Source organism: Adhaeribacter pallidiroseus, from assembly GCF_003340495.1.
GTDB lineage: Bacteria > Bacteroidota > Bacteroidia > Cytophagales > Hymenobacteraceae > Adhaeribacter > Adhaeribacter pallidiroseus.
Genome location: NZ_QASA01000001.1, coordinates 2,781,576 through 2,807,716 on the forward strand (window position 1 = coordinate 2,781,576; position 26,141 = coordinate 2,807,716).

Annotated in this window: 21 protein-coding genes; 17 read left to right on the plus strand and 4 right to left on the minus strand. The window is 43.5% G+C overall.

Going from position 1 to position 26,141, the window contains the following annotated elements; translation table 11 throughout:
* The first annotated feature begins 167 nt into the window (after positions 1–167).
* The 7 genes from AHMF7616_RS11085 to AHMF7616_RS11115 all read left to right on the plus strand — a co-directional run bounded on the left by AHMF7616_RS11085 (position 168) and on the right by AHMF7616_RS11115 (position 8,345).
* Positions 168–1,208 (plus strand): Gfo/Idh/MocA family protein, encoded by a 1,041-nt coding sequence (locus AHMF7616_RS11085; RefSeq protein WP_115372942.1) that lies wholly within the window; start codon positions 168–170, stop codon positions 1,206–1,208.
* A 3-nt stretch (positions 1,209–1,211) separates the two neighbouring features.
* Positions 1,212–2,315 (plus strand): glycosyltransferase family 4 protein, encoded by a 1,104-nt coding sequence (locus AHMF7616_RS11090; protein ID WP_115372943.1) that lies wholly within the window; start codon positions 1,212–1,214, stop codon positions 2,313–2,315.
* A gap of 19 nt (positions 2,316–2,334) precedes the next feature.
* Entirely contained in the window at positions 2,335–3,474 is a 1,140-nt protein-coding gene (locus tag AHMF7616_RS11095) for a CgeB family protein (RefSeq protein ID WP_115372944.1), read from the plus strand.
* Complete coding sequence (locus tag AHMF7616_RS11100) at positions 3,464–4,573, plus strand: CgeB family protein (protein WP_115372945.1); 1,110 nt, start codon at positions 3,464–3,466, stop codon at positions 4,571–4,573. Before AHMF7616_RS11095 ends, AHMF7616_RS11100 begins: the two co-directional genes overlap by 11 nt.
* A complete protein-coding gene (locus AHMF7616_RS11105) occupies positions 4,570–5,652 on the plus strand; it encodes a CgeB family protein (RefSeq protein ID WP_233507485.1) in 1,083 nt (360 codons plus the stop codon). Before AHMF7616_RS11100 ends, AHMF7616_RS11105 begins: the two co-directional genes overlap by 4 nt.
* Before the next feature lie 265 nt (positions 5,653–5,917).
* Positions 5,918–6,736 carry a TIGR04290 family methyltransferase gene (locus AHMF7616_RS11110; RefSeq protein ID WP_115372946.1) on the plus strand — a complete coding sequence of 273 codons (819 nt, stop codon included), beginning with the start codon at positions 5,918–5,920 and terminating at the stop codon, positions 6,734–6,736.
* A 163-nt stretch (positions 6,737–6,899) separates the two neighbouring features.
* Positions 6,900–8,345 carry a glycoside hydrolase 5 family protein gene (locus tag AHMF7616_RS11115; protein WP_199474180.1) on the plus strand — a complete coding sequence of 482 codons (1,446 nt, stop codon included), beginning with the start codon at positions 6,900–6,902 and terminating at the stop codon, positions 8,343–8,345.
* A gap of 72 nt (positions 8,346–8,417) precedes the next feature.
* On the opposite strand, the gene AHMF7616_RS11120 is transcribed toward AHMF7616_RS11115, so the two are convergent.
* The gene (locus tag AHMF7616_RS11120) at positions 8,418–10,832 is read right to left on the minus strand and encodes an alpha-ketoacid dehydrogenase subunit alpha/beta (protein ID WP_115375565.1); all 2,415 of its coding nucleotides are present in this window, start codon (positions 10,830–10,832) and stop codon (positions 8,418–8,420) included.
* A 197-nt stretch (positions 10,833–11,029) separates the two neighbouring features.
* On the opposite strand from AHMF7616_RS11120, the gene AHMF7616_RS11125 reads away from it, so the two are divergent.
* The 3 genes from AHMF7616_RS11125 to AHMF7616_RS11135 all read left to right on the plus strand — a co-directional run bounded on the left by AHMF7616_RS11125 (position 11,030) and on the right by AHMF7616_RS11135 (position 15,170).
* Positions 11,030–11,815 (plus strand): DUF1573 domain-containing protein, encoded by a 786-nt coding sequence (locus AHMF7616_RS11125; RefSeq protein ID WP_115372947.1) that lies wholly within the window; start codon positions 11,030–11,032, stop codon positions 11,813–11,815.
* Positions 11,816–12,055: 240 nt separating this feature from the next.
* A complete protein-coding gene (ald, locus tag AHMF7616_RS11130; RefSeq protein WP_115372948.1) occupies positions 12,056–13,180 on the plus strand; it encodes an alanine dehydrogenase in 1,125 nt (374 codons plus the stop codon).
* Between the two features lie 79 nt (positions 13,181–13,259).
* Positions 13,260–15,170, plus strand: coding sequence for an LTA synthase family protein (locus AHMF7616_RS11135; protein ID WP_115372949.1), 1,911 nt, complete (start codon positions 13,260–13,262; stop codon positions 15,168–15,170).
* Between the two features lie 96 nt (positions 15,171–15,266).
* Here the strand turns inward: AHMF7616_RS11135 and AHMF7616_RS11140 are convergent, their stop codons facing one another.
* Complete coding sequence (locus tag AHMF7616_RS11140; RefSeq protein WP_233507491.1) at positions 15,267–15,737, minus strand: type I restriction enzyme HsdR N-terminal domain-containing protein; 471 nt, start codon at positions 15,735–15,737, stop codon at positions 15,267–15,269.
* A 164-nt stretch (positions 15,738–15,901) separates the two neighbouring features.
* On the opposite strand from AHMF7616_RS11140, the gene AHMF7616_RS11145 reads away from it, so the two are divergent.
* A complete protein-coding gene (locus tag AHMF7616_RS11145) occupies positions 15,902–16,675 on the plus strand; it encodes an AMP nucleosidase (protein WP_115372950.1) in 774 nt (257 codons plus the stop codon).
* Positions 16,668–18,326: an amidohydrolase gene (locus AHMF7616_RS11150; protein ID WP_115372951.1), complete on the plus strand. Its 1,659-nt coding sequence runs from the start codon at positions 16,668–16,670 to the stop codon at positions 18,324–18,326. The genes AHMF7616_RS11145 and AHMF7616_RS11150 overlap by 8 nt, the downstream gene beginning before the upstream one ends.
* A 42-nt stretch (positions 18,327–18,368) precedes the next feature.
* On the opposite strand, the gene AHMF7616_RS11155 is transcribed toward AHMF7616_RS11150, so the two are convergent.
* Positions 18,369–19,679, minus strand: coding sequence for an MFS transporter (locus AHMF7616_RS11155; RefSeq protein WP_115372952.1), 1,311 nt, complete (start codon positions 19,677–19,679; stop codon positions 18,369–18,371).
* Positions 19,680–19,836: 157 nt separating this feature from the next.
* On the opposite strand from AHMF7616_RS11155, the gene AHMF7616_RS11160 reads away from it, so the two are divergent.
* The 4 genes from AHMF7616_RS11160 to AHMF7616_RS11170 all read left to right on the plus strand — a co-directional run bounded on the left by AHMF7616_RS11160 (position 19,837) and on the right by AHMF7616_RS11170 (position 23,000).
* Entirely contained in the window at positions 19,837–21,132 is a 1,296-nt protein-coding gene (locus AHMF7616_RS11160) for a serine hydrolase (protein WP_233507493.1), read from the plus strand.
* Positions 21,133–21,142: 10 nt separating this feature from the next.
* Positions 21,143–21,316: a hypothetical protein gene (locus AHMF7616_RS26385; RefSeq protein ID WP_158546146.1), complete on the plus strand. Its 174-nt coding sequence runs from the start codon at positions 21,143–21,145 to the stop codon at positions 21,314–21,316.
* Entirely contained in the window at positions 21,316–22,038 is a 723-nt protein-coding gene (locus AHMF7616_RS11165) for a M15 family metallopeptidase (RefSeq protein WP_199474181.1), read from the plus strand. Before AHMF7616_RS26385 ends, AHMF7616_RS11165 begins: the two co-directional genes overlap by 1 nt.
* Before the next feature lie 419 nt (positions 22,039–22,457).
* Positions 22,458–23,000, plus strand: coding sequence for a DUF4136 domain-containing protein (locus tag AHMF7616_RS11170; protein WP_158546147.1), 543 nt, complete (start codon positions 22,458–22,460; stop codon positions 22,998–23,000).
* Between the two features lie 92 nt (positions 23,001–23,092).
* Here the strand turns inward: AHMF7616_RS11170 and AHMF7616_RS11175 are convergent, their stop codons facing one another.
* On the minus strand, positions 23,093–24,304 hold the full coding sequence (locus tag AHMF7616_RS11175) for an RtcB family protein (protein WP_115372955.1): 1,212 nt from the start codon (positions 24,302–24,304) through the stop codon (positions 23,093–23,095).
* Positions 24,305–24,798: 494 nt separating this feature from the next.
* Here AHMF7616_RS11175 and AHMF7616_RS11180 point away from each other — a divergent pair, with 494 nt between their 5' ends.
* Positions 24,799–25,911 (plus strand): aspartyl protease family protein, encoded by a 1,113-nt coding sequence (locus AHMF7616_RS11180; RefSeq protein ID WP_158546148.1) that lies wholly within the window; start codon positions 24,799–24,801, stop codon positions 25,909–25,911.
* Positions 25,912–26,141: the final 230 nt, after the last annotated feature.

Below are 26,141 nucleotides of genomic sequence, written 5' to 3' on the forward strand. Positions count from 1 at the left end.
TTTAAATTTTTCAGCTTACAAATGCCTTTTTACCTGTAGTTTTTAGCGACCTGCTGTAGTGGAAATATTGGGGAGCCGTCATTTACTACTGCTAACTGTTTTCAGGACCGAAGTCTTTTTGCTCCGGTGTGATAAGGCGAAGCTTTTGTAAGGAATTATACGAAAACATGCAACCAGATTCTATTAGAGATAAAAGCTTAAAACCAGATGAACCGGTTACTAATCAACTTCCAAAATTAGGTTTTCTGGGAGTAGGTTGGATTGGCCGGAACCGCCTGGAAGCAATAGCGAAACACCAGGCGGGCGAAGTAGTTTACTTGTCTGATCCGGCGGCTAATAATGTGGCCGATGCTTTAAAAATGGCTACCCAAGCCCAAACAGCAGCTTCTCTGCCCGAAATGTTAGCCTCCGGAGTAGACGGGATTGTAATTGCTACACCCAGCGCTTTACACGCAGAACAAGCTATAGCGGCTTTAAACGCCGGCAAAGCCGTTTTCTGCCAAAAACCACTCGGCCGGAATCAAACCGAAACCAAAGCAGTAGTGGAAGCTGCCCGCTCGGCGGATAAACTACTGGGAGTCGATTTATCTTACCGGTATATTCTGGCCATGCAGGAAGTGTATCGGGTTATTCAATCCGGCGAGCTAGGTACTATTTACGGCGTAGAATTAATATTTCACAATGCCTACGGCCCGGATAAACCTTGGTTTTACGACCCTGCCTTATCCGGCGGAGGTTGCGTGATTGATCTGGGCGTGCACCTCGTGGATTTAGCTTTATGGTGTTTACAATTTCCAGAAGTAGAAACGGTTACCAGTAGTTTGTTTAGTAAAGGCCAGCCCTTAACCGCTACCCCAAACCAGGTAGAAGACTACGCTACCGCCAGCATTCAATTACAAACCGGTACGCACCTACAGCTTACCTGTTCCTGGAATTTACCCGCTGGTCAGGAGGCCATTATCAGTGCTGTATTTTACGGAACCAACGGCGGTGTAGCCTTTAAAAATACGAGCGGTTCTTTTTATAATTTTACAGCCGAACGGTATTACGGCACCCGTACCGAAACACTTTTTTCTTCTCCAGACGATTGGTCGGGCCGGGCGGGAGTAGTTTGGGCGAACCGGGTAGCTGCCGGCGAAAAATTTAATCCGGAAGCCGAGGAATATGTAAAAGTAGCGGCGGCGCTGGATAAAATTTACAAAAGATAATTCATGACGGAAGCCAGCAAACCGCTTAAAATTCTGCTAACTGCCGATACTTTGGGGGGAGTCTGGACGTACGCCATTGATCTCATTAAAGCACTGGCACCCTACGGCACACAAGTGGCACTGGCAACCATGGGGGCATTATTAACACCGCTGCAACACCAACAAGTAAAAGCCCTTCCTCACGTAAAGCTCTACGAAAGTAATTACAAACTCGAGTGGATGGAAAGTCCTTGGGAAGAAGTAGATGCGGCTGGCAATTGGCTGCTGCAAGTAAACCAAGATTTCGCCCCCGATCTAATTCATTTAAACAACCTGGTACACGGGAACCTGGCCTGGGGAAAACCGGTAGTGCTGGTAGTGCATTCTTGTGTGCAATCGTGGTGGCAGGGCGTTAAAAAAGAAGCCGCCCCCAACAATTGGCAAGAATACCGAAACCGGGTAACCCAAAGTTTAAGAGCCGCCCAGGTAGTAGTGGCTCCTACTCTGGCCATGCTGGAAGAAGCCGAAACCTTGTACGGTCCTTTTTACAATCACTTGGTTATTCATAATGGCCGCGATTTAAGTTCGTTCCATTATGCCTCGAAAGAACCCTTTATCTTTAGCATGGGCCGGTTATGGGACGAGGCCAAAAATGTACAACTACTCGCCGAAGTTGCCGCCGATTTAAGCTGGCCGGTATTAATTGCCGGTAATGCCCAGCACCCGGTTACCGCCGAAATTTTAAATTTTAAAAATGTTCAGTTTCTGGGGCATCTTGATCCTTTAGAAATTTCAAATTATTTGAGCCGGGCTTCCATTTTTGCCCTACCGGTCAAGTACGAGCCTTTTGGCTTGTCGGCTTTGGAAGCTGGTCTATCGGGTTGTGCTTTAGTCCTAGGCAGTATCCCCAGTCAAAAAGAAATCTGGCAACATACCGCCACTTACGTGAATCCAACGGATGCCGAACAATTAAAAACTACCCTAACGAAACTAATCAACGATGAGTTTATCCGAAATATCTTTAGCTACCGGGCATTAAACGTAGCGCAGCAATACAGCGCCGAACAAATGGCCTTGGAGTACGCGGACTTGTATCAGCAACTATTACCGGATTTTAATCTTATTTAGCGCCTTAATTAACCTAATAATGAAAATAGTTCTTTTTTATCATTCGCTTCTCTCCGACTGGAACCACGGCAATGCGCATTTTTTAAGGGGCATTGTGCAGGAACTGAAAGTAAGAAATCATGAAGTACATGTTTTTGAACCCGAAAACGCCTGGAGTTTACAAAACTTGATTAGTGAATACGGACCGGAAAAGGTAAAAGAGTTACAACAATACTATCCAGGGCTGCAAACAAACTTTTATAACCTAAGCTCACTAAATCTGGATACTGTTCTGCAGGGCGCTGATCTGGTTTTAGTGCACGAATGGAACGATCATGAATTAGTAAAACGCCTGGGCGAACATCGCTTACAAAATAACTACAAACTGCTTTTCCACGATACGCATCACCGCGCCGTAACCGAAAAAAGCAGCATGGCCACTTATGATTTAGCGCACTACGATGGCGTATTAGCCTTTGGGGAAGTGATTAAAAATATCTACCTGCAGGAAAAATGGACCCAAAAAGCCTGGACCTGGCACGAAGCCGCCGATGATTCGGTATTTTACCCGCGTACCAAAACCGAAATTGCCGGCGACTTGGTGTGGATCGGTAATTGGGGCGACGAGGAACGGACCGCGGAACTGCACGAATTTTTAATAAATCCGGTAAAAGAACTAGGTTTAAAAGCTAAAATTTACGGCGTCCGATACCCGGAGCACGCTTTAAAATCTTTGGCGGACGCTGGTATTGAATACGGCGGTTGGTTGCCCAATTACAAAGCCCCGGAAGAATTTGCTAAATACAAGGTTACCGTACACGTGCCGCGCCGGCCTTACGTGGTAGCCTTACCCGGTATACCTACCATTCGGCCTTTTGAAGCGCTCAGTTGCGGCATTCCTTTAATTACCGCCCCCTGGGAAGATGCCGAAAATTTATTTACGCCGGGTCAGGATTTTCTGGTTGCGAAAAACGGTGCCGAAATGAAGATGCATTTACAAACAGTACTTAGTAACCAAAGCAAAGTAGATGAATTAGCTGCCCATGGTTTAAAAACCATCAATCAACGGCATACCTGCGCCCACCGGGTTACGGAGTTAGAAAATATCTGCGGGGAGTTGGGCATTAATCCGGCAAAAATTTACAGGAACAAAAAAGAACAAAACTTACATGCAAAATAAAAAAAATTTAAAAATAGCGTTTTTTGGATCGAGCTTAGTATCGGCTTATTGGAACGGAGCGGCCACGTATTACCGTGGTATTGTCCGGGCGTTACACCAGCGCGGCCACCAGGTTACTTTTTATGAGCCAGATGCTTACCAACGCCAGGAAAACCGCGACATGGCCGATCCCGACTGGGCCAAAGTAGTCGTTTACCCTGCTGCCGAAGAAGCCGTTCATCAAGTACTTTTGGATGCCACCCACGCGGATATTGTGGTAAAAGCCAGTGGCGTTGGGGTTTTTGATGAACTATTGGAAGCCGAAGTTTTGAAACTGCAAACGCCCGACCGCACCATTATTTTCTGGGACGTAGATGCGCCCGCTACCCTGGATCGCGTCCAACACAATCCAGAAGATCCTTTCCGGGCGCACATTCCGCAGTACGATATGATTTTAACCTACGGCGGCGGCGAACCGGTGATCCAAGCTTACGCGGCATTGGGGGCAAAGCAGTGCGTACCCATTTATAATGCACTGGATACGGCCACGCATTTCCCGGTGGAGCCCAACCCCAAGTTTGCCTGCGATTTAGCTTTCCTGGGTAATCGTTTGCCCGACCGGGAAGCCCGGGTGGAACAATTCTTTTTAAACGTAGCCGCTAAATGTCCGGAACAAAGCTTTATGATTGGCGGCAGTGGTTGGGGCGATAAACCGATGAGTTCGAATGTAAAATACATTGGCCACGTTTTTACCCAGGACCATAACGCTTTTAACTGCACGCCCAAAGCGGTTTTAAATATTAGCCGCGAAAGTATGGCTCGTTACGGCTTCTCTCCCGCTACCCGGGTTTTTGAAGCGGCCGGAGCCGCGGCTTGCATTATTACGGATTATTGGGAAGGCATTGATTTTTTCTTTGAACCAGATACCGAAATATTAGTAGCCCAGGATGGGGACGAAGTGGCGCAAATAATGGCCGGCTTAACTCCCGAAAAAGCTCAAGTCATTGGCGAAGCTGCCTTTAAAAAAGTATTAGCGGCGCACACCTACGACCATCGGGCCGACCAGTTAGAACAGTTGCTTTTCAGCAAAATTTTAAAAAACGCCGGGGAGTTGGTATGAAGCGGGAATCGTTGAACATCGTTATTCTGGGTTTATCTATTACGTCATCGTGGGGCAACGGTCACGCCACCACTTTTCGGGGATTGGTGCGAGAATTAGCTAACCGCGGACATCAGGTATTGTTTTTAGAACGGGATGTGCCGTGGTACGCCACCAGTCGCGATTTACCTAATCCGGGCTACTGCGATACGCAATTGTATACTTCTTTATCGGATTTACAAACCCAATTTACGGAGCAGGTGCGCGAGGCTGACTTTGTAATGGTGGGCTCTTACGTTCCGGAAGGCGTAGCGGTAGGACAATGGGTAATTAAAACCGCTCAGGGCATAAAAGCTTTTTACGACATTGATACACCCGTAACTTTGGCTAAACTGGAGCGGGAAGATTACGAATACCTGCATCCCAATCTGATTCCGCAATACGATTTATACCTGTCGTTTACGGGTGGACCAACCTTAGACTTACTCGAACAAAAATACGGATCACCGAAAGCCCGGCCGTTGTATTGTTCTTTCGATCCGGAACTGTATTATCCGGAGCAACAAGAATTGAAATGGGATTTAGGCTATTTAGGAACTTACAGCGACGATCGCCAACCACCTCTCGAAAAACTCATGCTGGATGCGGCCCGCCAATGGCCGCAGGGTAAATTTGTAGTAGCCGGTCCGCAATATCCCGAATCTATTCAATGGCCCAACAACACACAGTATATTCATCATTTACCACCGGCCGAGCACCGGCAATTTTATAACAGCCAGCGGTTTACACAAAATATCACCCGCTTGGATATGATCAAAGCAGGTTATTCGCCTAGCGTTCGCTTGTTCGAAGCCGCCGCTTGCGGTACGCCTATTATCAGCGATTTTTGGGATGGTCTGGATTCTATTTTTACATTCGACTCGGAGATTTTAGTGGCTTACTCGGCTACCGATACGTTGCGGTTCTTGCAAGAAATTTCCGAAACAGAAAGACAAGCCATCAGCGAAAAAGCGCGGCAAAAAGTTTTGGTGCAACACACCGCCGCTCACCGGGCGTTGGAAGTAGAGCAATACATCCGCGAGTATAAAATTTTAGTTTAAGCAAGTAGGGGCCGGTTCGGTTTTTTTAAATTTTATTTACTTTGCCGGCTTTTAAAAATTACAATTTAGGATAATGACTGGCAAATTGTCTTGTACATGCCCGCATGTTCCTGAAAAAGCTAAAATTTAAAATTAAGGCCGTTAAGCTATTTCTAAAGTGTCAATCCATAAACTTGATTTTTACATCTTATAAATAGCGTTAGAGTCACAACATAATTTAGCGCCAGTTGGTATACCAAGGCAGAAAATTTACAATTTTATATTCATGAGCACCTTACAGCAGGAAATTGAACAACTAAGACCCTGGTTTCATAATATCCATTTACCCGATGGAACGCAAACGGCTCCCCATCATTCCCTAGGCGATTTTCCGGCTTTTAAGTGGCGCGATATAGCTCCGTCTATTCCCGAAGATTTGAGCGGTTGGAAGGTGCTGGATGTAGGTTGTAACGCTGGTTATTATACTATTGAATTAGCAAAGCGCGGTGCCCAGGTATTGGCCATTGATATTGATCCGCATTATTTAAGACAAGCCGCTTGGGTGGCCCAACAATTTAATCTGAGTCAGCAAATAGAATTCCGGCAAATGCAGGTGTATGATGTGGCTCAGTTAAATCAAAGTTTTGATTTAATCTGGTACATGGGCGTTTTGTACCATTTACGTTATCCTTTGCTTTCTCTGGATATTCTTTCCCAAAAATTAAAAAAGTTAATGATTTTTCAAACCTTAACCATGCCAGGCGAAGAAGTAGCCGAAGTACCTTTTGATTTAGATTTTAACGACCGCGAAAAAATGCAGCAAGATGGCTGGCCCAAAATGGCTTTCATCGAAAACCGGCTGGCGGGCGATGTTACGAATTGGTGGGCGCCTAACCACACCGGAATAGAAGCCATGCTGCGCTCTTGTGGTTTAAAAGTAACCCAACGACCAGCCCACGAAATTTACCTCTGCGAACCGGACACATCTAACCCTAAAAATGTTCATTCCTGGAACAGCTCCGAGTATTTATCCGCCACGGGGCAAAACTGGTCAGAAGCGGTAAAAGTAAAAATAACGCATAAAAACCGGACCCTGACCTCTTAAAAGTAAAATCCCTTTTTTTAAATTTTCAACCACTTTCCGGTTACCGAAACGGCATTTTGCCTTTCTCCGACCAGTGTATAGCGCCATAATATTTTCTAAAAAGATCAGGTAACCAGTTACCAGTTCCTGGCAATCAGATAAGCTGGTGGACTCTATTTTTACCATGTTAGATTATCAAGTAAAACGTAGCACCACAGAAAATCTGGCGACGCTACCCTGGATTCAAGTGGCTTCCGAGGCACCCTATTTTATTACGGAAGAAGGCGAAAGCTGGACCCCGATCGGTCAGAACGATGCAGTTACCTGGCCGGAGTTTGCGGGTTTGTTCCGGCGGAAAGATTATACTGGGGTGGAAAAACATCTGGCTTACCTCGTAGAAAATGGAGTAACCTGCCTCCGGTTTATGCTGGAATATGCGCAAACCGAAAACCGGTACATCGAAAAACCAGCCGGTAAATTTCAGCCCAACATGATTAAACTATGGGACGATTTATTTGCGCTCTGCGAGCAGTATGGCCTTCGTATATTGCTAACTCCTTATGATACTTTCTGGATGTGGATCCGGTGGAAACATCATCCTTATAACCGGGTAAACGGCGGACCCTGTGCCAAACGTTCCCGGTGGCTGTTGTGCCCGGATACATTACAAGCTATTAAAAACCGCTTAACCTTTGCCACCGAAAGGTGGGGCCACAGCGGTGCCCTTTTCGCCTGGGATTTGTGGAACGAAATTCATCCGGCGCACGCCGAAAATAACCCCGAAGTTTTTCATCAGTTTGTGGGCGAAATAAGCAGCCACTTGCGCGAGGTAGAAATGCGATTGTACGGCCGTACCCACCTGCAAACGGTATCTTTGTTTGGTCCGGTTTTATACGAGCACCCGGTGGTAGCCGATGTTATATTTCGCCACCCGGAACTCGATTTTGCTACTACGCATTTTTACGATGCCAAAACTATTAATCACCCGAAAGACACGGTAAATCCGGCCATTTGCACGGGTACTTTAGTGCGGGAAGCCTTGGAACATTTGCAACCGCCCAAGCCTTTTTTCGATAGTGAGCACGGTCCTATTCACAGTTTTAAAGATTTGCGTAAAACCTTACCCGATGAATTTGACGATGAATACTTCCGGCATATTCAATGGGCGCACCTAGCCTCGGGAGCCGCGGGCGGTGGCATGCGTTGGCCCAACCGGCACCCCCATGTACTCACGCCCGGTATGCGATTGGCTCAAGCCAGTTTAGCTAATTTTGTTCAAATCTTAGATTGGTCTCAATTTCAACGCATAAACCTGAACCAGGAATTAAAAATATCTTCCCCGGCTTTCGCGGGCTTTTGTTGTGCCGACGATAAACAAGCCATTGTTTGGTTATTGCGCCAGGATAAACGCGATAAAAAGAAGTTAGTAGACAAACTGGCTCCGGCTATAACCCCAACCATTATAATACCGGGCTTACAAGCGGGCCCATATCAGGTGTATTTCTGGAAAACGCTGGCAGGAGAATTATTAACTCAAAAAACGTTGCAATCCTCTTGCAATAATCAACTGCAGATAGCAGTACCGCCTATCGTGACGGATATAGCTATAGCTATTAGGAAGATAACTTAAATATCTTCTTCATAGCTAGCAAATGCAAAAAATTAAAAAAATAGGAAAGGACGTAAAAGCTTGATTGCTTTTTTAATAAATAGCCGGGTAAGTTTCCGGATCGGCTTCATGCATGATTTCGTACACGGCATCAAAAATATCTTCTACGTTGGGCTTAGAAAAATAATCCCCGTCCGAAGAGTAAGAAGGCCGGTGTTCCTGGGCCGAAATGGCCCTTGGTTGCGCATCCAGCCATTGGTAGGCGCCTTGCTCATCAATTACTTTTTGCATCATAAAAGCAGTACCTCCACCCGGAACATCTTCATCCGCAAAAATAATTTTATTGGTTTTTTTCACCGAATCCAGAATCATACTTGGAATATCGAAGGGCAGTAAAGTCTGCACATCAATCACTTCTACCGAAATATTAAACTCGGCTAACTGTTGCGCAGCTTCCATCACCAACCGGCACATAGAGCCATAAGTAACAACGGTAACGTGCTCCCCAGAACGTAAAATCTCCGGAACTCCTAAGGGAACGGTAATATCCCCAATATTAGTTGGCATTCGTTCTTTTAAACGGTAACCGTTTAAACTTTCAATAATCAGGGCAGGGTCGTCGGATTTTAATAAGGTATTATAAAAACCAGCGGCTTGGGTCATGTTGCGCGGAACCAATACGTGCATACCACGCAAAGTACTTAATACCATGCCGATGGGCGAGCCAGAATGCCATACCCCTTCCAGGCGATGACCGCGCGTCCGGATGATAACCGGGGCTTTCTGACCACCCTTGGTGCGGTAATGCAAACAAGCTAAATCGTCGGATAAAGTTTGAATGGCGTAAATCAGATAATCCAAATACTGAATTTCGGCAATTGGTCGTAGTCCCCGAAGAGCAGCTCCTATACCCTGCCCCACTATGGTACATTCCCGGATACCGGTATCGGTTACGCGCAGTTCCCCAAATTTATCTTGTAAACCCGCAAAGGCCTGATTAACATCCCCAATTTTCCCGACATCTTCGCCAATAGCAAACAAACGGGGGTCGCGGGCTAAAGCGGCCGCAAAGCAAGCCCGTAATACCTCCCGGCCATCGACTAAGGGGCTATTCTCATCAAAAATCGGCTTCACTTCTTCAACCAATAAGGGTGATTCTCTGGACTGGCTAATTAAATAAGTATTATAACGCTCCGCATTTTCGCCAATAACCCGTTCCAGCCAGCCTAATAGTTCCCGTTTACTTATAGATTTTTCGTTTCTAACGTAACGTAAAGCTCTTTTAACGCCTTTTATGGCATCATACCGATTAGGTATAGTATTTTTGCGCAGTTCTTCCGCAATGCTAGAGATTTGATTAGCGTGATCATTACCTGTTTCCAAGGCTAACCGCTCTAGCAGTTGCTGCGCTTCATTGTGGTCGGCTTTTACGCCGCCAATGTAATCATTCCAAGCCGCTAAACGCGCTTGCCGCACGGTTTCCCGACCTTCCGCTTCTAAATGGTCCAGCATTTCGGAAGTAGCGTATTCGTTCGCTAGAATCCACTCGCGCATGCATTTTAAGCAATCATGCTCTTCTTCCCAGGTTAAACGTTCTTTAGATTTATACCGCTCATGGGAGCCAGAGGTAGAATGCCCCTGCGGCTGGGTCATTTCCTGCACGTGAATTAAAACGGGCACGTGTTGCTCCCGGCACAACTCTACCGCGTAAGCATACAGATTACATAAAGCTTCGTAGTCCCAACCGTTTACCGTAAATATTTCGTAACCCGGCTCATCCGGGCTTTCCCGTTGGAAACCCGCTAATACTTTAGATATATTCCCTTTGGTAGTTTGGTATTCGTTAGGTACCGAGATGCCGTAACCATCGTCCCACACCGAAATAAGCATGGGCACTTGCAAAACGCCGGCGGCATTAAAAGCTTCGAAGAACATGCCCTCCGACGTAGAGGCATTGCCAATGGTGCCAAAGGCTACTTCGTTGCCATTTACCGAGAAGTTAGTAAACTCCTGAAGATCAGGGTTGAGCCGGTACAATTTAGAAGCGTAAGCCAACCCTAGCAACCGGGGCATTTGCGCCGCCGTGGGCGAGATATCGGCACTGGAATTTTTAATTTCCATTAAGTTTTTCCAATTTCCATCTTCATCCAGGGAGCGGGTACTAAAATGGCCGTTCATACAACGACCAGCCGTTGCTGGTTCTGCTTCAGCATCGGCGTGTGCGTAAAGTTGGGCAAAATACTGTTTTAAGGTTAACTCGCCAACAGCAAACATAAACGTTTGGTCGCGGTAATAACCCGAACGAAAATCGCCGTTCCGGAAATACTTTGCCATCGCTAACTGCGCTACTTCTTTGCCATCGCCAAAAATGCCGAATTTAGCTTTGCCCATAAAAACCTCCTTTCGGCCGGTAAGACTGGCCTGTCGGCTCTCGTAAGCCAGGCGGTAATCACGAAGGATTTCCTCTCTGCCGAGAGCTTGTTTTTGTACGAGTGCCACAGTTTGCATCATCATTTATTTTTAGAGGCAAATTTTAAATAACATCCAAAATTACAGAAAATTTACCCGTAATTCAAATGAGTTAACTGGCTCCAAAGCCAGAAGGTTCTGGTTTGACTCTAAAATGAGTAGTTCTACTTTTTAGGTAATAATGCTATATTTGTGATTATTCTTTTATTTATAAACGGTACTAAAGCGCTATAATCATGAAATTGATATACTTACTACTTCTAGGGTTTTGCTTTATATTGATATTACCGTCGGTTCGGGCGCAAGGTATTTTAAAATTTGAGACGGAAACGCACGATTTTGGTAACCTTCTCGAAGGACAACCAGCGGTTTACGAATTTAAATTTAAAAATACCGGTGATCAACCCGTTATTATCTCTAATGTGCAGCCTTCCTGCGGCTGCACTACCCCCGACTGGTCCAAAGAACCTATTTCACCGGGTAAAAACGGAATGGTAAAAGCGGTTTATAACAGCGTGGGCCGGCCCGGCGCCTTTCACAAAAGTATAACCGTAACTAGCAATGCCGCTACCACTACCCAGGCTTTGTTCATTAAAGGCACTGTTTTAGACAAAGCAAGTGTAGCAAAAACGTATTCTCCCGCGCAAAAAGCAAATTCGCCCCGGTTAACCTTAAATAAAACAAATCATGATTTTGGTAAACTAGAAGTTGGGCAGAAAGCAGTGGCTCACTTTAAAGTAAAAAATACGGGAAAACAGCCGCTTATCATTCAAGGATTAAAAGCACCTTGTAACTGTATTAATTATAGAATTGCTACAACAAAAATTGCTCCTGGAAAAGAAGAAAATTTGGAACTAACTTATACCCAGCGGGTGTTAGGAGAACAAATAGAACAAGTAAGTTTCATTTCTAACGATATTGTATCCTCCGAAGCTTCTTTGGTTTTAAAGGCAAAAGTGGTGGAGAGTTTAAATACAACCAGCATCTTAAAAGAGAACAGCTCCGCTGTTCCGTTTAAATAGTTTTTTCATAGTTTTATTTTGACTAATGGCAGTGATTTTATCACTGCCTTTTTTATTTAACACTGTCGAGGTTCGTAAAACAGTAAACGGGTACTTAAATTTAAAAAAAGAACCAATTAGCGTTTTAGGAGCTTAATTAATTAAACTGTAAACGAGTTATACGCTTCCCCGTTAAGTTTTATTAACTTTGGAACTGTATTTGAGTACTATCCTGATTGTTAAAATCTACCTACTGAAACCATGATAATAGGCGTTCCGAAAGAAATTAAAAATAACGAAAACCGGGTGGCTCTTACACCAGCCGGCGTTGCTGAGTTAAAAAAATACCAACATACTATTTACGTACAAAGTACCGCAGGCAGTGGTAGTGGTTTCACCGATGGCGAATACGAGAAAGCCGGCGCGCAGATATTGGCTTCTATCGAAGAAGTTTACGCTATTGCCGATATGATTATTAAGGTAAAAGAGCCTATTACCCGGGAATATAATTTAATTAAGGAAGGACAATTAATTTTCACTTATTTTCACTTTGCTTCCTCCGAAGAATTAACCCACGCCATGATTGCCCGAAAGGCTATTTGTTTGGCTTACGAAACGGTAGAACGCAAAGATCGCTCCTTACCTTTATTAATTCCGATGAGTGAAGTAGCCGGCAGAATGGCCCCCCAGGAAGGTGCTAAATATTTAGAAAAACCTTTAAAAGGCCGGGGTATTTTACTAGGAGGCGTACCCGGCGTAAAGCCGGCTCATGTGTTAGTATTGGGTGGTGGTGTAGTAGGTACGCAGGCAGCAAAGATTGCCGCTGGTTTGGGAGCCCAGGTAACCATTATGGATATTAACCTGACCCGTTTACGCGAGCTTTCCGATTTTATGCCGGCCAACGTGATTACCCAATACTCGAATGAATATAACATTCGCGAAGCCATTAAAACGGCCGATTTAATTATTGGCGCAGTATTAATTCCGGGCGCTAAAGCGCCGCATTTAATTACCCGCGATATGTTAAAGGAAATGAAACCGGGCACCGTACTCGTGGACGTAGCCGTGGACCAAGGTGGTTGCATTGAAACCTGCCAGCCCACTACCCACGAAAATCCCACTTATATTATTGATGATGTGGTGCATTACTGTGTGGCGAACATGCCGGGAGCCGTGCCTTATACTTCAACCCTGGCGTTAACCAATGCTACCTTGCCTTACGCCGTGCAATTAGCGAATAAAGGCTGGCAAAAAGCCTGCGCCGATAACGAAGAATTGCGATTAGGTTTAAATGTAGTTAACGGCAAAGTAGTTTATAAAGGAGTAGCTGATGCCTGGAATTTAAAATTAACCAACCCGACCGCTATTCTGGAATTAGTGCATTAAAATTTTTAAATTTTATTTATTGCGAAAGCCTTTCCAGCTCCGTTGGAAAGGCTTTATTTTGCACGCTAGTTTACTTTAAATGTTCGATCTTTTTTTAAAAATACTATTCAAACGGCTTGCCTTGTTGCTGATTATGTATCAGTTGCTGCGGTTGGCTTTTTTGCTGGCTAATTTACCCACCTTCAACCAAATACCTAATGAGGAATTGTTACTGGCCTTTTACCACGGCCTACGCTTCGATTTCTCCGCCATTTTGCTGATTAATATTCCTTTTATTTTCTTTTCGCTTGCTCCGGCCAGTATTCTTCATCAGGACAAATACCAACGATTTTTAAAAATTTTATACTTCGCGGTGAATGTACCGTTCATTTTATTAAACTTAGTGGATACCGAATATTTCAAGTTTATTGGTCGGCGTTCTACCAACGAAGTAACCACTATTACGCAGGATATCGTGGCGCAGGCGGGTCAGTTAATGCAACATTACTGGTATCTCTGGCTCATTTTAATAATCTTAATATTTGCCTTATACACGCTTTACCCCACTAAATTTCCGTACCAGCCGCAGCGTGGCCGTCGTAAATTCTGGCAAGTGGTAGTATTGGCATTGGCCACGGTTATTTTAATCCGGGGAGGCATTCAGTACAAGCCGATTCGGGTGAGCAGCGCTTTTAACTACGAACCGCCGGTAATTGGCAACCTGGTCCTGAATAGTACTTTTACTTTTATGCGCAGCCTGAATAAAAGAACCATCGATCGGGCCCGCTATTTTAAATCCCGGCAAGAACTGCTGCAAACCATACACTTTGATCCGCTAAAATCAACTAAAGCAGATAGCTTACCGGTGCGGGACAATGTAGTAATCATTATTCTGGAAAGTTTTGGTTCGGAGTACACGGGGGTGGAGAATCAGGGTAAAGGATATACGCCTTTTTTTGATTCGCTGGCCACACAAGGATTGTTTTTCCGGAACAATTACGCGAATGGCCGCCGTTCTATCGAAGCTTTGCCTTCTATTCTGTCGGGTTTGCCATCGCTGATGGATAATCCTTTTATGGCATCGGCTTACCAAGGCAATGAAATTTACGGTATTGGCACTGTATTGCAGACTCAAGGTTACTATACGTCTTTTTATCACGGCGGCGCTAATGGTACCATGAGTTTTAATGCCTTTGCCAAGCTGGCCGGTTTTGCGCATTACTACGGGTTAGATGAATATCCAGCCAATCGATTAGAAGCGGATTTTGACGGTAATTGGGGCATTTTTGATGAACCTTATTTACAATACGTCGCTCAACAATTAACCCAACAGCCGCAACCCTTTCTCACCGGGGTATTTACCTTAAGCGCGCACCATCCGTACACGCTGCCGGCTAAATACCGAAGTACTTTTCCGAAAGGCCCCTTAAAAATTCACAAAACCATTGCTTATACTGATTTTGCACTGAAACAATTTTTTAAAAAAATTGCGCAAGAACCTTGGTACTCAAACACCTTATTTGTACTTACCGCCGACCATACGCAACAAGTTTACCGCAAAGATTATAAAAACCGTTTAGGCTATCATAAAGTACCACTGCTGTTTTTTAAACCGGGTAAGCCGTTAGGGAACATTCATAATAATAAAGTTACCCAGCACGCCGATATAATGCCCACTCTGGTGGATTATTTAAAAATACCCACCAATAAATTATTACCCTTTGGCCGGTCTGTTTTAAATGCGGATAACAAAGGACAAGCTTTAATTTACAGCGACGGCATTTACACCTTGGTGCGCCCGGATTATATTACTGAGCTTCACCCAAATGGTAAAACTCAATTGCTCCGTTACAAATTACACGGGTATCGTAAATTGAAAAATGAGCCTGAAATTATTAAAAAACAATATTCCCGTGAACTGGAGGCGTATGTGCAATATTTCCGGAATGCGATGCTGGATAATAATCTTTATTTCTGGCTCCATCCGGGTAAACCAGCCATTGCTCCGTAGGAGGTGTAAAGTTAGCAGCTTGGAAAGTTAAATTTATACTGGAGAAAGGTGCTTGTTGCGAGAAGTTCTCCTGCTTAACTTCTCTTATTTTTAAAATTATAATTGCGGGTATTTGGGAATGTCGGTTAACGGAATGGTAGTTAAATTTGCAAAATCTACCTGCCAGCAAAAGTGTTCCAAACCGTTGGTAAGCACAACAAACGGAGCTTTAATTTTCTGGTTATAAGTGGTTGCTTGCTGCACCGTGTCGGCCGAAATTTTCACGGAAGATGCCTTACATTCCACGAGGAGCTGCACTTTCCCAGCAGTGTTATACACGCAAATATCGGTGCGCTTCGCCAAAGTATTATACGTGGTACCGCGTTCCGGGGCAATCAAACCTTTCGGATAGTGTAAATGCTGAATGAGGTAATTAAGGAAATGCTGCCTTACCCATTCTTCGGGAGTTAACACGAGGTATTTTTTCCGGATAGCATCAAAAATCCAGGTTTTGCCTTCCGTTTTTTTAATTTTATAGCCAAAAGCCGGTAAGTTCAACGCCTCCATTATTCCTTTACCATTTTCCATTTACCAATTCCAAGCCACCAATCTACCACTTCCACAATAATCTTCCAACCTATTAATTTTCAACTTTCCAACTTTCTAACCTTCCAACTTTTAAACTTCACAACCTTTTAACTTCTCAACGAGAATAACCTGTAACTTGCAACCTGCAACCTGCAACTAAACATATGAAATCGAAAGAAGACATTGTGCGCAACTGGCTCCCACGCTACACCGGGATGGCGCTCGACGAATTTGGCGAATATATTCTTTTAACCAACTTTATTAATTACGTATCCATGTTCTCGGAGCGGTTTAACTGCGAAATCCGGGGCATGAATAAACCCATGCAAACGGCTACCGCGCACAACATCACCATTATTAACTTCGGAATGGGCAGTCCCATGGCTGCCACTGTGATGGATTTATTATCGGCGGTTAAACCCAAAGCAGCTTTGTTTTTAGGTAAATGCGGCGGCATAAAAGAAAAAGTAAAACTAGGCGATTTAATTTTACCAATTGCCGCTATCCGCGGTGAAGGTACCTCGGATGATTATTTACCGCCCGAAATTCCGGCCCTTCCCTCTTTTCGCTTGCAACGTTCGGTATCCTCGATGATTAAAAAGCACGAAATGGATTACTGGACCGGCACGGTGTATACCACCAACCGCCGGGTATGGGAACACGACGAAGACTTTAAAGAATACCTGCGTTCGGTGCGCGTCATGGGCATTGACATGGAAACGGCCACTATTTTTGTGGTTGGCTTTATGAATGATATTCCGCATGGGGCCCTCTTGCTGGTGTCGGATAATCCCATGACTCCCGAAGGTGTGAAAACGGCGGAAAGCGATTTAAAAGTAACGACTAATTTTGTGGAAAAACACTTAAGCATCGGCATCGATGCCATGATCGAACTGCGCGACTCGGGCGAATCCGTGAAACATTTGCGTTATGAATAAGCGGTATATTGCTACTTGCCGGCAGATCTTTTTTGCGCTGATTTTTTTAAATTTTTCCGTTGCTTGTCAGTCTAAAACAGCGGTTGACCTTATCGTATATAATGCTACCGTTTATACCGTAAACAGCAAGTTTGAGAAAGCCGAAGCAATAGCGGTAAAAGCCGGCAAGTTGGTAGCGGTGGGCTCCACTAACGACATCCGCAGCCAGTATGCCGCCCAACAGGAAATGGATGCGCAGGCGCAGCCTATTTATCCGGGTTTTATTGACGCGCACGCGCATTTTTACGGCTACGCGCAAAATTTGCAACAAGCCGATTTAACCGGCACTAATTCGTTTGCCCAGATAATTTTAAAATTAGTAAAACACCGGCAAAAACATCCGCAGGCCGCCTGGTTATTAGGCCGGGGCTGGGACCAGAATGATTGGCTTGATAAAAACTTTCCCACGCAGGACACCCTGAATAAGTTGTTCCCGGACGTGCCGGTTTTTTTAGAACGGGTAGATGGCCATGCGGCATTGGTTAACCAAAAAGCTTTAGAATTAGCCGGAGTTACTACGCAAACACCCGTAACTGGCGGTTTAATAGAACAAAAAAACGGTAAACTAACCGGCATTTTAGTAGATAATGCCGTAGAATTAGTAAGTGCGAAAATTCCAGAATTAACGAACCCGGAAAAGCAGGCGGCATTATTGCAAGCGCAACAAAATTGTTTTGCCGTGGGTTTAACCACGCTCGCCGATGCAGGCTTAGAAAAATCAGTCATTGATTTATACGATAGCCTGCAGCAGCAAGGTAAACTAAAGATGCGGTTGTACGCCATGCTCAATCCATCGGCAGCGAATCAGCAGTATTATTTTAAAAACGGGCCTTACCAAACCGACCGGCTGCATGTCTGCAGCTTTAAAGTATACGCCGACGGTGCCCTGGGTTCACGCGGCGCTTGCTTACTCCAACCATACCGTGACCGCCCGCAGCAAACCGGCTTTTTACTGCGCAAACCCACTGATTACCGCCAATTGGCCGCCGCTATTTACCATAGCGGGTTTCAAATGAATACGCACGCTATTGGCGACTCGGCTAATCGTTTAATAGCTACAATATACAGCGAAGTACTCCAGAATAAAAACAACCGCCGCTGGCGCATCGAGCACGCCCAAGTAGTAAACCCAACCGACATCACCAAATTTGGCCGGTACAGCATTATTCCTTCGGTGCAACCCACGCACGCTACTTCGGATATGTACTGGGCCGGCGAGCGTTTAGGTACCGACCGTTTGCCGCACGCCTACGCGTACAAAGATTTACTAAAGCAAAACGGGACGATTGCTTTGGGCAGCGATTTTCCGGTGGAACATATCAATCCTTTGTATGGCTTTCACGCGGCCGTAGCCCGACAGGACGCTAAGAACTACCCGGCCGGTGGTTTTCAAATAAACAATGCTTTAACCCGGGAGCAAGCTTTACGCGGAACTACTATATGGGCCGCCTACGCCAATTTTGAAGAGAAAAGCCGGGGCAGCCTGGAACCCGGGAAATTCGCCGATTTTGTCATTCTGAATCAAGACATCATGACCATTCCTGTATTCGAAATTCGGAAAACGCAGGTGATGTACACTTTTTTAAATGGGGAACAGGTTTACAAGCGTTAGTAGAATTCAGCAGTTCTTCCTATTTTTTAAAAATCTCGGGAACTAAGCAACTACTGACTTTATCTGACTGCGCTTGCCTTTAATGGTAATTAAAAAAACCAGCCCTACAAAAAAGAAACCCATTAACGCCAGTACACTCGTGCGCATGGTGCCGGTAGCCTGGGCAATCGCGCCGTAAGCCAAGGTGCCAATCACGATAGCTACTTTGTCGGTAACATCATAAAACGAAAAAAAAGAAGTAGTATCCTTGGTAGTTGTGGGTATCAATTTACTATACGTGGACCGGGACAAGGATTGAATCCCCCCCATCACAATGCCCACGCAAGTAGCCAGCAGGTAAAACTGCATTTCGGTGTAGGTAAAATAAGCCCCAATACAAATGCCTACCCAAATAATTACCGCAATGATTAAAGCCATAAAATTGCCGTAAGCACGGGATAAGCGGGCAAATCCATAAGCCCCCGGGATGGCCACTAATTGTAAAATAAGCACCGTTAAAATCAACTTACTGGACTCAAGTTTCAATTCTTTGTCCCCGAAAACTGCCGCTACATACATAACCGTTTGTACGCCCATGTTAAAGAAAAAGAAAGCCAGCAAAAAACGCTTGAGTAAGTACAGATTTTTTACTTGCTGCCATACTTTTTTCAATTCTTTAAATCCGTTAAACAACCAGGAGCCTTCGCGGTTACCTTGGTGCATGCGTTTCGGTAATTTCCAGAAAGTATACTGCGCAAAGCCAAACCACCACAAACCGGTGAGTAGAAAAGAAATTCGGGGCGGCAAACTGGTATTCTGTGGGTTAATTCCGAACCAAGCCGGTTGCAATACTAAGGCTAAATTAAAAATCAGCAACAGCACACTACCAATATAACCCAAGGAAAAACCGCGGGCGCTTAATTTATCAAACTGGTCTTCGGTGGCAATATCGGGTAAATACGAATTGTAAAACACAATGCTGCCATTATAACCCATAGCGGCCAATACAAACAGAATTACCGAAATAGTAAACGTTTCCTTGGTAAAAAAGAACAACAACGCGCAGGATATCGAGCCTAGATAACAAAACAACTGCATAAACATTTTTTTGCGCCCGCTGTAATCCGCAATAGCCGTTAATATGGGGCTGGTACAAGCCACCAGTAAATACGAAAAGGAAATGCAATACGAAAACAGCACCGAAGAATCCAGTTCCCAGCTTAAAAACTGAACCAAGCTGCTACCATTATTATTTTTGGCAACTGCCCCATAATATATCGGGAAGATGGTAGAGATGATAACTAAGGAGTAAACAGAATTAGCCCAGTCGTACATACACCAGGCCCGGGTTACCGTAGGGTTATTTTTTTCCATAAGGACGTTGCAGCAAAAGCATTTTTTGGGAAGTAATATATAACAAATACTGGCAGCTCAAATTAACTCTGCCCAAAATAATATCTAATTGTATTATTCCTTACCGAGTAATTCTTTACCTTAACTCTCCCTAACCATATAAATCTTTACCATACCAATGAAAACAGATTATCCCGAAAGCCATTTTTTTAAATATGCACGTTTTTCAATGGCTGGTTTAATCTGTTTTTTTCTTTTTTACATTCCGGTGAATGCGCAACTCTTTCGCAAAAACAAACTTCGTTCGCTCCTGCATAAACATCCTGAATTTTTTAAAAATATTACGGCTAACCCGGCACCGTACCGGGTACAGATTATTTATACCCAAATAAACCGCGATGCGCAGAACAAGCCCCATTTTAAAACTTTTACTTATTGTTTAAACCCGAACAGCTATTTTTATCCGGCCAGCACCGTTAAACTACCTGCTGCCTTACTGGCGTTGGAGAAACTCAATAATTTAAAAATTTTAAATTTAAACAAAGATACCCCGCTCCGGATAGATAGTGCGTACGCCGGACAAACAGCGGTAACCATAGATTCTACGGCCCCGAACAATTTGCCCACCCTTGCGCATTACATTAAAAAAATATTTCTGGTAAGCGATAACGATGCTTATAACCGGCTCTACGAATTTTTGGGTCAGGAACAGTTAAATATTGGTTTGCAGCAGAAAGGCTACTCCCACGTACGCTTGTTGCACCGGTTAGCGGTGGGCGATGCCAGAGAAGCTACTCGTTATACCAATCCAATAACCTTTTATCAGAACCAGCAAATTATTTACCAGCAGCCGCTCGTTTACAATCCGAAAACTTACCCTAATAAATTAAAAAATACGCATTTGGGTGTGGGTTACTATAATAATCAAAATCAGTTGGTTAACCAACCGATGGATTTTGCGGACCGCAATTACATTAGCCTGGAAACGCTGCACCAAATATTAAAATCTGTTATTTTTCCGGAAGCCGTGCCCGCTCACCAGCGCTTTAACTTAACGCCCGCTGATTATGATTTTGTATTGAAATACATGTCGATGAAACCTCGGGAAAGCCGTTATCCCCAGTATGACACCACTACTTATTACGATACTTACGCTAAGTTTTTAATGTTCGGCGATCAACATAAAACCATGCCGTCTGCTGTTCGCGTATTTAACAAAGTAGGCAATGCTTACGGCTTTGTGCTGGATAATGCCTACATCGTAGATTTTGAAAATAAAGTAGAGTTTATGGTAAGCGCGGTGGTGTTGGGCAACGAAGACGGCATTTTTAACGATGATAAATACGAGTACGATACCGTTTGTTTTCCCTTTCTAACAGACCTGGGCCAGGTAATCTATCAGTACGAACGAAAACGTTTTAAAAAACATCTACCCGATTTATCGCGTTTTAAGTTTAATTACCAAGATTTTTAATGGCAATTACATGAAAATTCATCAGATAATCTTTTTGTTCGCGTTGGTTGTGTTGGCTATTCACCTGGGCTTAGCTATTAATCAGTTTACTTCCATGGGTTATGTAACTACGGCTACTCTGGTTAGTTTTATTACGTTATTGGGCTTGCTTATATTCTTTCAAAAATACTACGCTAAGAAATAATGATGCACCGGGGCGGCACTTTACGGTTACTTTCTTTTTGTATTTATCTTTTTAGCTCGTTCCTTTTTTCAACCGCACTGGTAAAAGCCCAGGAAACTGCTCCCAACAAGTACGGCCTTACCGTAATAAGCAATCCGGCAGTTTATAAAAAGCAAGTAGCCGCCGATCCGAGCCAGGCCTTAGTGGACTTAGCTACTTATATCCCGGGTATTCAGTTAGATATCCGCTATGCTACTGCCAATAACTTTTTGGGTGAACCGGTTTACACCTTAGCTAAAGCCTATTTGCGGCAACCCGTGGCACAAGCTTTAAAAAACGTACAATCTGCCTTACATCAGCAAGGTTTAGGATTAAAAATATACGATGCTTACCGGCCATACCGCGCTACGGTTTACTTCTTCGATAAATTGCGCGATACCGTTTATCTGGCCGTTCCCTGGCAAGGTTCCCGTCATAACCGGGGTTGCACCGTTGATTTAACCTTAGTAGATTTAAAAACCGGGAAAGAATTGCGTATGCCTACGCCGTACGACGATTTTACAAAAAAAGCCCACGTAAACTATACCGATTTACCAGCTGCTATTATTAAAAATCGGGAATTACTGAAAGAAGTTATGACGCGGCAAGGCTTTCAGGTATATGCCGAAGAATGGTGGCATTTCGATTATTACCATTTTAAAAAATTTGATTTACTCGATATTGCTTTTGAAGATTTACCCTGATTGATACTTCCCGAAGATTTTAAAGGTTTTACAAAGTATATAACTAATTAAAAACTGTAAATGAGGTTCTTAAAGAGTAAAACTGCTCTGGTGAACAGACCTAAAATTCTGTTCCAAAAAAAATATTTAAAAAAAATTAGATCGGAATATAATTGTTTTTAAAACAATTATTTAAAGAAGTGTTAATAACAGCACCACAGGGCAATATTTTTTATAAAATTGATTAAGGCTTAGGTACTTATAGCCAAAATATTACTCGTTGTAACTCGTAAAAGAAACAATCCGGAAATACAATTTTGAATTCTTTTCGTATATTACCTATAAAAATTATTTGAAATAATATATTAAGTATTAAATGTATGAACAGAAAGATTTACGGGACTATTTTAGGGTTACTTTTACTCCACTTATCTGCTTGCATGAATTACTATGATCATAAAGTAGAATCAGATTATAGTTATTCTGGAAATTTTAAAAAATACCGGACTTTTAATTTTATCGGAGTAAAAAATTCGGAGAACGACTCCAGCAAATTCAACCCTTTCGTTGAAAATGCCATTAAATCCCGCATGGAAGTACAAGGTTACCGGTTTAATCAAAATAGACCCGATTTACTGGTTTCTTACAAATTATTTTACGAAGATTTGCTTTTAAAAGGCTACAACCAAGCCGATATCACCGAGTTTATTGAGACCGGACGTATTTTTGACGAAAACGAAGAATACGACCCGAACATCGAAAAAAGAGAGTATGACCCGGTTAAATACAACTTAAAAAAAGGTACTTTATTTATTGTTTTAATTGATAAAAAGAAAAACCGGGCCGTTTGGCAAGGTTATGCTTCGGGCGTACTGGAGAATACCGTGAAAAACGAAGCTTATTTGAAAAGTGCTGTTCGTTCCATCTTCGATCGGTATAAAGTATTTACCGAAGGTTACCTGCAAGCTAGCCAACAAAATTAAATCTTTATTTTTCGAGTGAATCCTTAATCTGGCAGCAAGGCTCTTTCTACCGGGTTAAGGATTCGTTTTTTTCTGAACTTTCAATAGTTTCTTCAATCTTTATAAGGGTCGTATTCCTCTGCCCCAGCCATAGCTACTCCCAAGGGTTTCAGGCGGTGCAAAATCCGGATGGTGCCTGCGTGGTACGATAATACTTCTTCTAGTTTTTTATACACTTCCGGAGCTTCATCGGCGGCCCCTCCCCGTAACTCCACCCCCTGTTTTTTTAAATTTTGGCGCACTTTATCAAAATCAACCAAGCCCGGCGACACAGTTTCCTGGAAACGACGACCATCTTTGCCTTTTACCCAACGCCGCTTGCCCGCCGCCTGCCGCCGCGAAAGTACCCGCCCGGCACCATGCACCGTTGAATATAAGCCTTGCTGTGCTTTTTCGGTTTGCACCCCTTCGATAATCACAGACACATCGCCCATATTGGAACCAATAAAACCTAACTGCCCCGGAAAAGCCGGTGTACAGCCTTTGCGCACTACCCAGTATTTAGAACCTTGGTGTTCTTCGAACCAGGCAAAGTTGTGATGGTTGTGTACCTCAAAAGTTACCGTAGCTCCTAAAACTTCTAAAACTTTATTTACTACCGTATCGCGGCCAGCGTAGGCGTATTCGCCCGCTAAACTCATGGCAGCAATGTAATCTTGGCCAATTGCGGAACTAATGTCAAATAAAATGGGAGGGCCATCCAGAGGGCCTTCTTTGGCTTTATCTTCGAACGTAAAGCCTTGCGATAGGGCAATAAAGCCAGTTGCCGTTTTATGACCAAAACCCCGGGAGCCAAAATGCACGCCAATCCAAAGCCAGCCTTCTTCATCGGCAAATAAATCAATATAATGATTTCCACCGCCTACCGTACCTAATTGTTCCTGGGCTAGTTTCCGCAATTTGCGTTGCGGTTTAAATTCAGCTTTTGCAATTTGGTCAAAAACCGGGTGCTGAATGGGTTTGGGATTAGGACGGCCCACTCCAAAACCAATGCTCTGCACTATTTCATCCATGATGCGCGCTACTGGCACCTGGTTGGCCCGAATATTTGTTTTTACGGCCTTGTTGCCGCAGGCAATATCAAACCCTACGCCCGATAACGATATTTTGTCTTTATAAGCCACGGCTCCCCCAATAGGGTGCCCATAACCGTAGTGTGCATCCGCGGTAAGTACGCCAATATCTTCTGCCGCAATACAATTCTTGATTTGCCGGATAGCCCCTTCATCAATAATCTCTTGGCCAAAAATGGTTAAGTTTTCCATAATCGTTCTTCTTGGTATAAAGCATACCCCGGGAACCTCCTACGTAAAATTGCCGGGGCAGTAATAAAACGTTTCATTAATCTTTCCAAAATCTTCTTTTTAACCCATTGTTTTACTCTTAAAACCGTTGAGAATTTAAAAAATTTAAAAAACCTGGCTTTACTTACCCCAAATACTAACTTATTTACAGAATTTTCATTTTAATCTGATCAAAGCCGATCTTAAACTCGTAAACTTTTAATAATCAGAATTATTTACTACATTCAATACATTATAATACATTCTGCATCCACACAGCAAAGGTAGGACGGCTCTATATGCAGCAAGGTTATCCGCAATCTGGTTTTATCTTTCAGCTACTGAATTTCAGGCGGCCTAACTTTAAATTTCTCGCTTTATTTGCTAGCCTTTTCATATTATTACTACCCAATGTTCTAGCGCAGGGAGCATTTACACTGCAGCCACCTTACAAACGCAGCAGCATTCCCTTTGAAATGCACCGTAATCTGATTGTGGTGCCGGTATATATTAATCAAAAAGGTCCGTTTAATTTTATTTTGGATACGGGAGTGGGCGTTACGCTGATCACGGATCCTGCTTTAAAAGACAGTTTACAACTAAAAAACGGGGTTAATATTTCCGTAGCCGGCATGGGTTCGGAAGCTGATTTAAAAGCTTTTATTGCTTCGGGTATTAGCATGAAACTTGGCCAAACCACCGCAAATTTATTGCAGGTAGCTGTATTATCGGAAGATGTATTTAATTTATCGAGCTACGTCGGCGTGCCGATTTACGGGATATTAGGATACCAGTTTTTTAGCAGCTTTGTAGTACAAATTAAATACTCGGAGATGCGGATTTTAGCGCAGAACTTCGCTGATTTTAAATATCGCCGGAATTACGGCCCCTCCCTACCTATTACTATAGAAGGCCAAAAACCGTATTTAACGACGGTGGCGCAAATGCAAGATGATCGTAAAGTACAGGTAAAGCTAATTATTGATACTGGCGCCGGTCATGCGCTCTCTTTAGAGCAGGAATCCAATGCGGCTATTAAAGTGCCATCTCCTTCCATAACCGCCCAATTGGGTAAAGGCTTAAGCGGCACCATTAATGGCCAGTTAGGCCGAATTAAATCTTTTTCGCTGCATCATTATAGTTTACAAAATGTGCTTACTTCTTATCCGAATTATCAGGATGTAGGTGCTAAAGTATTCTTGGTGCCGCGTAACGGCAATATTGGTAACGAATTACTGAAGCGTTTTGATGTTGTATTTGACTACAAGCGGCGAACCATGTATATGAAGCCTAACCGCAATTTTCGGGATCCTTTTGAGCATGACATGTGTGGCTTGGATGTAATAGCCAGCGGTAAAGACTATCAGCGTTACATTGTAAACTTTGTAGAACCTGATTCTCCAGCCGAAGAAGCTGGTATTATGCCCGGGGATGAATTAGTAAGTGTTAACATGAACGAAGCCTCCGCAATGACTATTACTAAACTCGACCGCCTTTTTCATTTAAAACCAGGATATAATATTTTACTCGGTCTTAAGCGCGGCGATCAACGAATTTATACCGTTATCACCCTCAAAAGGAAAATATAGCCTGATTAAACTTATTTAATTTAAGTAGTAAGATTGTTGCTAGATTGTGCAATATACTGCTTTATCGGTTCTTGTAACTAATAGCATTAAGGCTCATATTTATAAAATTTTTAATATCTCACTTGTACTTTCCTATCTAAATTACAAATTCTTAAACGATACGATCATCTAATTCTCCATTCTTATAATACAATTTAATTACTGTTTATTGAACAATATAAATTTAGCTT

Coding starts and splice junctions, on each gene's coding strand:
- AHMF7616_RS11085 (WP_115372942.1), top strand. CDS start 168: ATGCAACCAGATTCTATTAGAGATAAAAGCTTAAAACCAGATGAACCG.
- AHMF7616_RS11090 (WP_115372943.1), top strand. CDS start 1,212: ATGACGGAAGCCAGCAAACCGCTTAAAATTCTGCTAACTGCCGATACT.
- AHMF7616_RS11095 (WP_115372944.1), top strand. CDS start 2,335: ATGAAAATAGTTCTTTTTTATCATTCGCTTCTCTCCGACTGGAACCAC.
- AHMF7616_RS11100 (WP_115372945.1), top strand. CDS start 3,464: ATGCAAAATAAAAAAAATTTAAAAATAGCGTTTTTTGGATCGAGCTTA.
- AHMF7616_RS11105 (WP_233507485.1), top strand. CDS start 4,570: ATGAAGCGGGAATCGTTGAACATCGTTATTCTGGGTTTATCTATTACG.
- AHMF7616_RS11110 (WP_115372946.1), top strand. CDS start 5,918: ATGAGCACCTTACAGCAGGAAATTGAACAACTAAGACCCTGGTTTCAT.
- AHMF7616_RS11115 (WP_199474180.1), top strand. CDS start 6,900: ATGTTAGATTATCAAGTAAAACGTAGCACCACAGAAAATCTGGCGACG.
- AHMF7616_RS11120 (WP_115375565.1), bottom strand. CDS start 10,832: ATGCAAACTGTGGCACTCGTACAAAAACAAGCTCTCGGCAGAGAGGAA.
- AHMF7616_RS11125 (WP_115372947.1), top strand. CDS start 11,030: ATGAAATTGATATACTTACTACTTCTAGGGTTTTGCTTTATATTGATA.
- ald (WP_115372948.1), top strand. CDS start 12,056: ATGATAATAGGCGTTCCGAAAGAAATTAAAAATAACGAAAACCGGGTG.
- AHMF7616_RS11135 (WP_115372949.1), top strand. CDS start 13,260: ATGTTCGATCTTTTTTTAAAAATACTATTCAAACGGCTTGCCTTGTTG.
- AHMF7616_RS11140 (WP_233507491.1), bottom strand. CDS start 15,737: ATGGAAAATGGTAAAGGAATAATGGAGGCGTTGAACTTACCGGCTTTT.
- AHMF7616_RS11145 (WP_115372950.1), top strand. CDS start 15,902: ATGAAATCGAAAGAAGACATTGTGCGCAACTGGCTCCCACGCTACACC.
- AHMF7616_RS11150 (WP_115372951.1), top strand. CDS start 16,668: ATGAATAAGCGGTATATTGCTACTTGCCGGCAGATCTTTTTTGCGCTG.
- AHMF7616_RS11155 (WP_115372952.1), bottom strand. CDS start 19,679: ATGGAAAAAAATAACCCTACGGTAACCCGGGCCTGGTGTATGTACGAC.
- AHMF7616_RS11160 (WP_233507493.1), top strand. CDS start 19,837: ATGAAAACAGATTATCCCGAAAGCCATTTTTTTAAATATGCACGTTTT.
- AHMF7616_RS26385 (WP_158546146.1), top strand. CDS start 21,143: ATGAAAATTCATCAGATAATCTTTTTGTTCGCGTTGGTTGTGTTGGCT.
- AHMF7616_RS11165 (WP_199474181.1), top strand. CDS start 21,316: ATGATGCACCGGGGCGGCACTTTACGGTTACTTTCTTTTTGTATTTAT.
- AHMF7616_RS11170 (WP_158546147.1), top strand. CDS start 22,458: ATGAATTACTATGATCATAAAGTAGAATCAGATTATAGTTATTCTGGA.
- AHMF7616_RS11175 (WP_115372955.1), bottom strand. CDS start 24,304: ATGGAAAACTTAACCATTTTTGGCCAAGAGATTATTGATGAAGGGGCT.
- AHMF7616_RS11180 (WP_158546148.1), top strand. CDS start 24,799: ATGCACCGTAATCTGATTGTGGTGCCGGTATATATTAATCAAAAAGGT.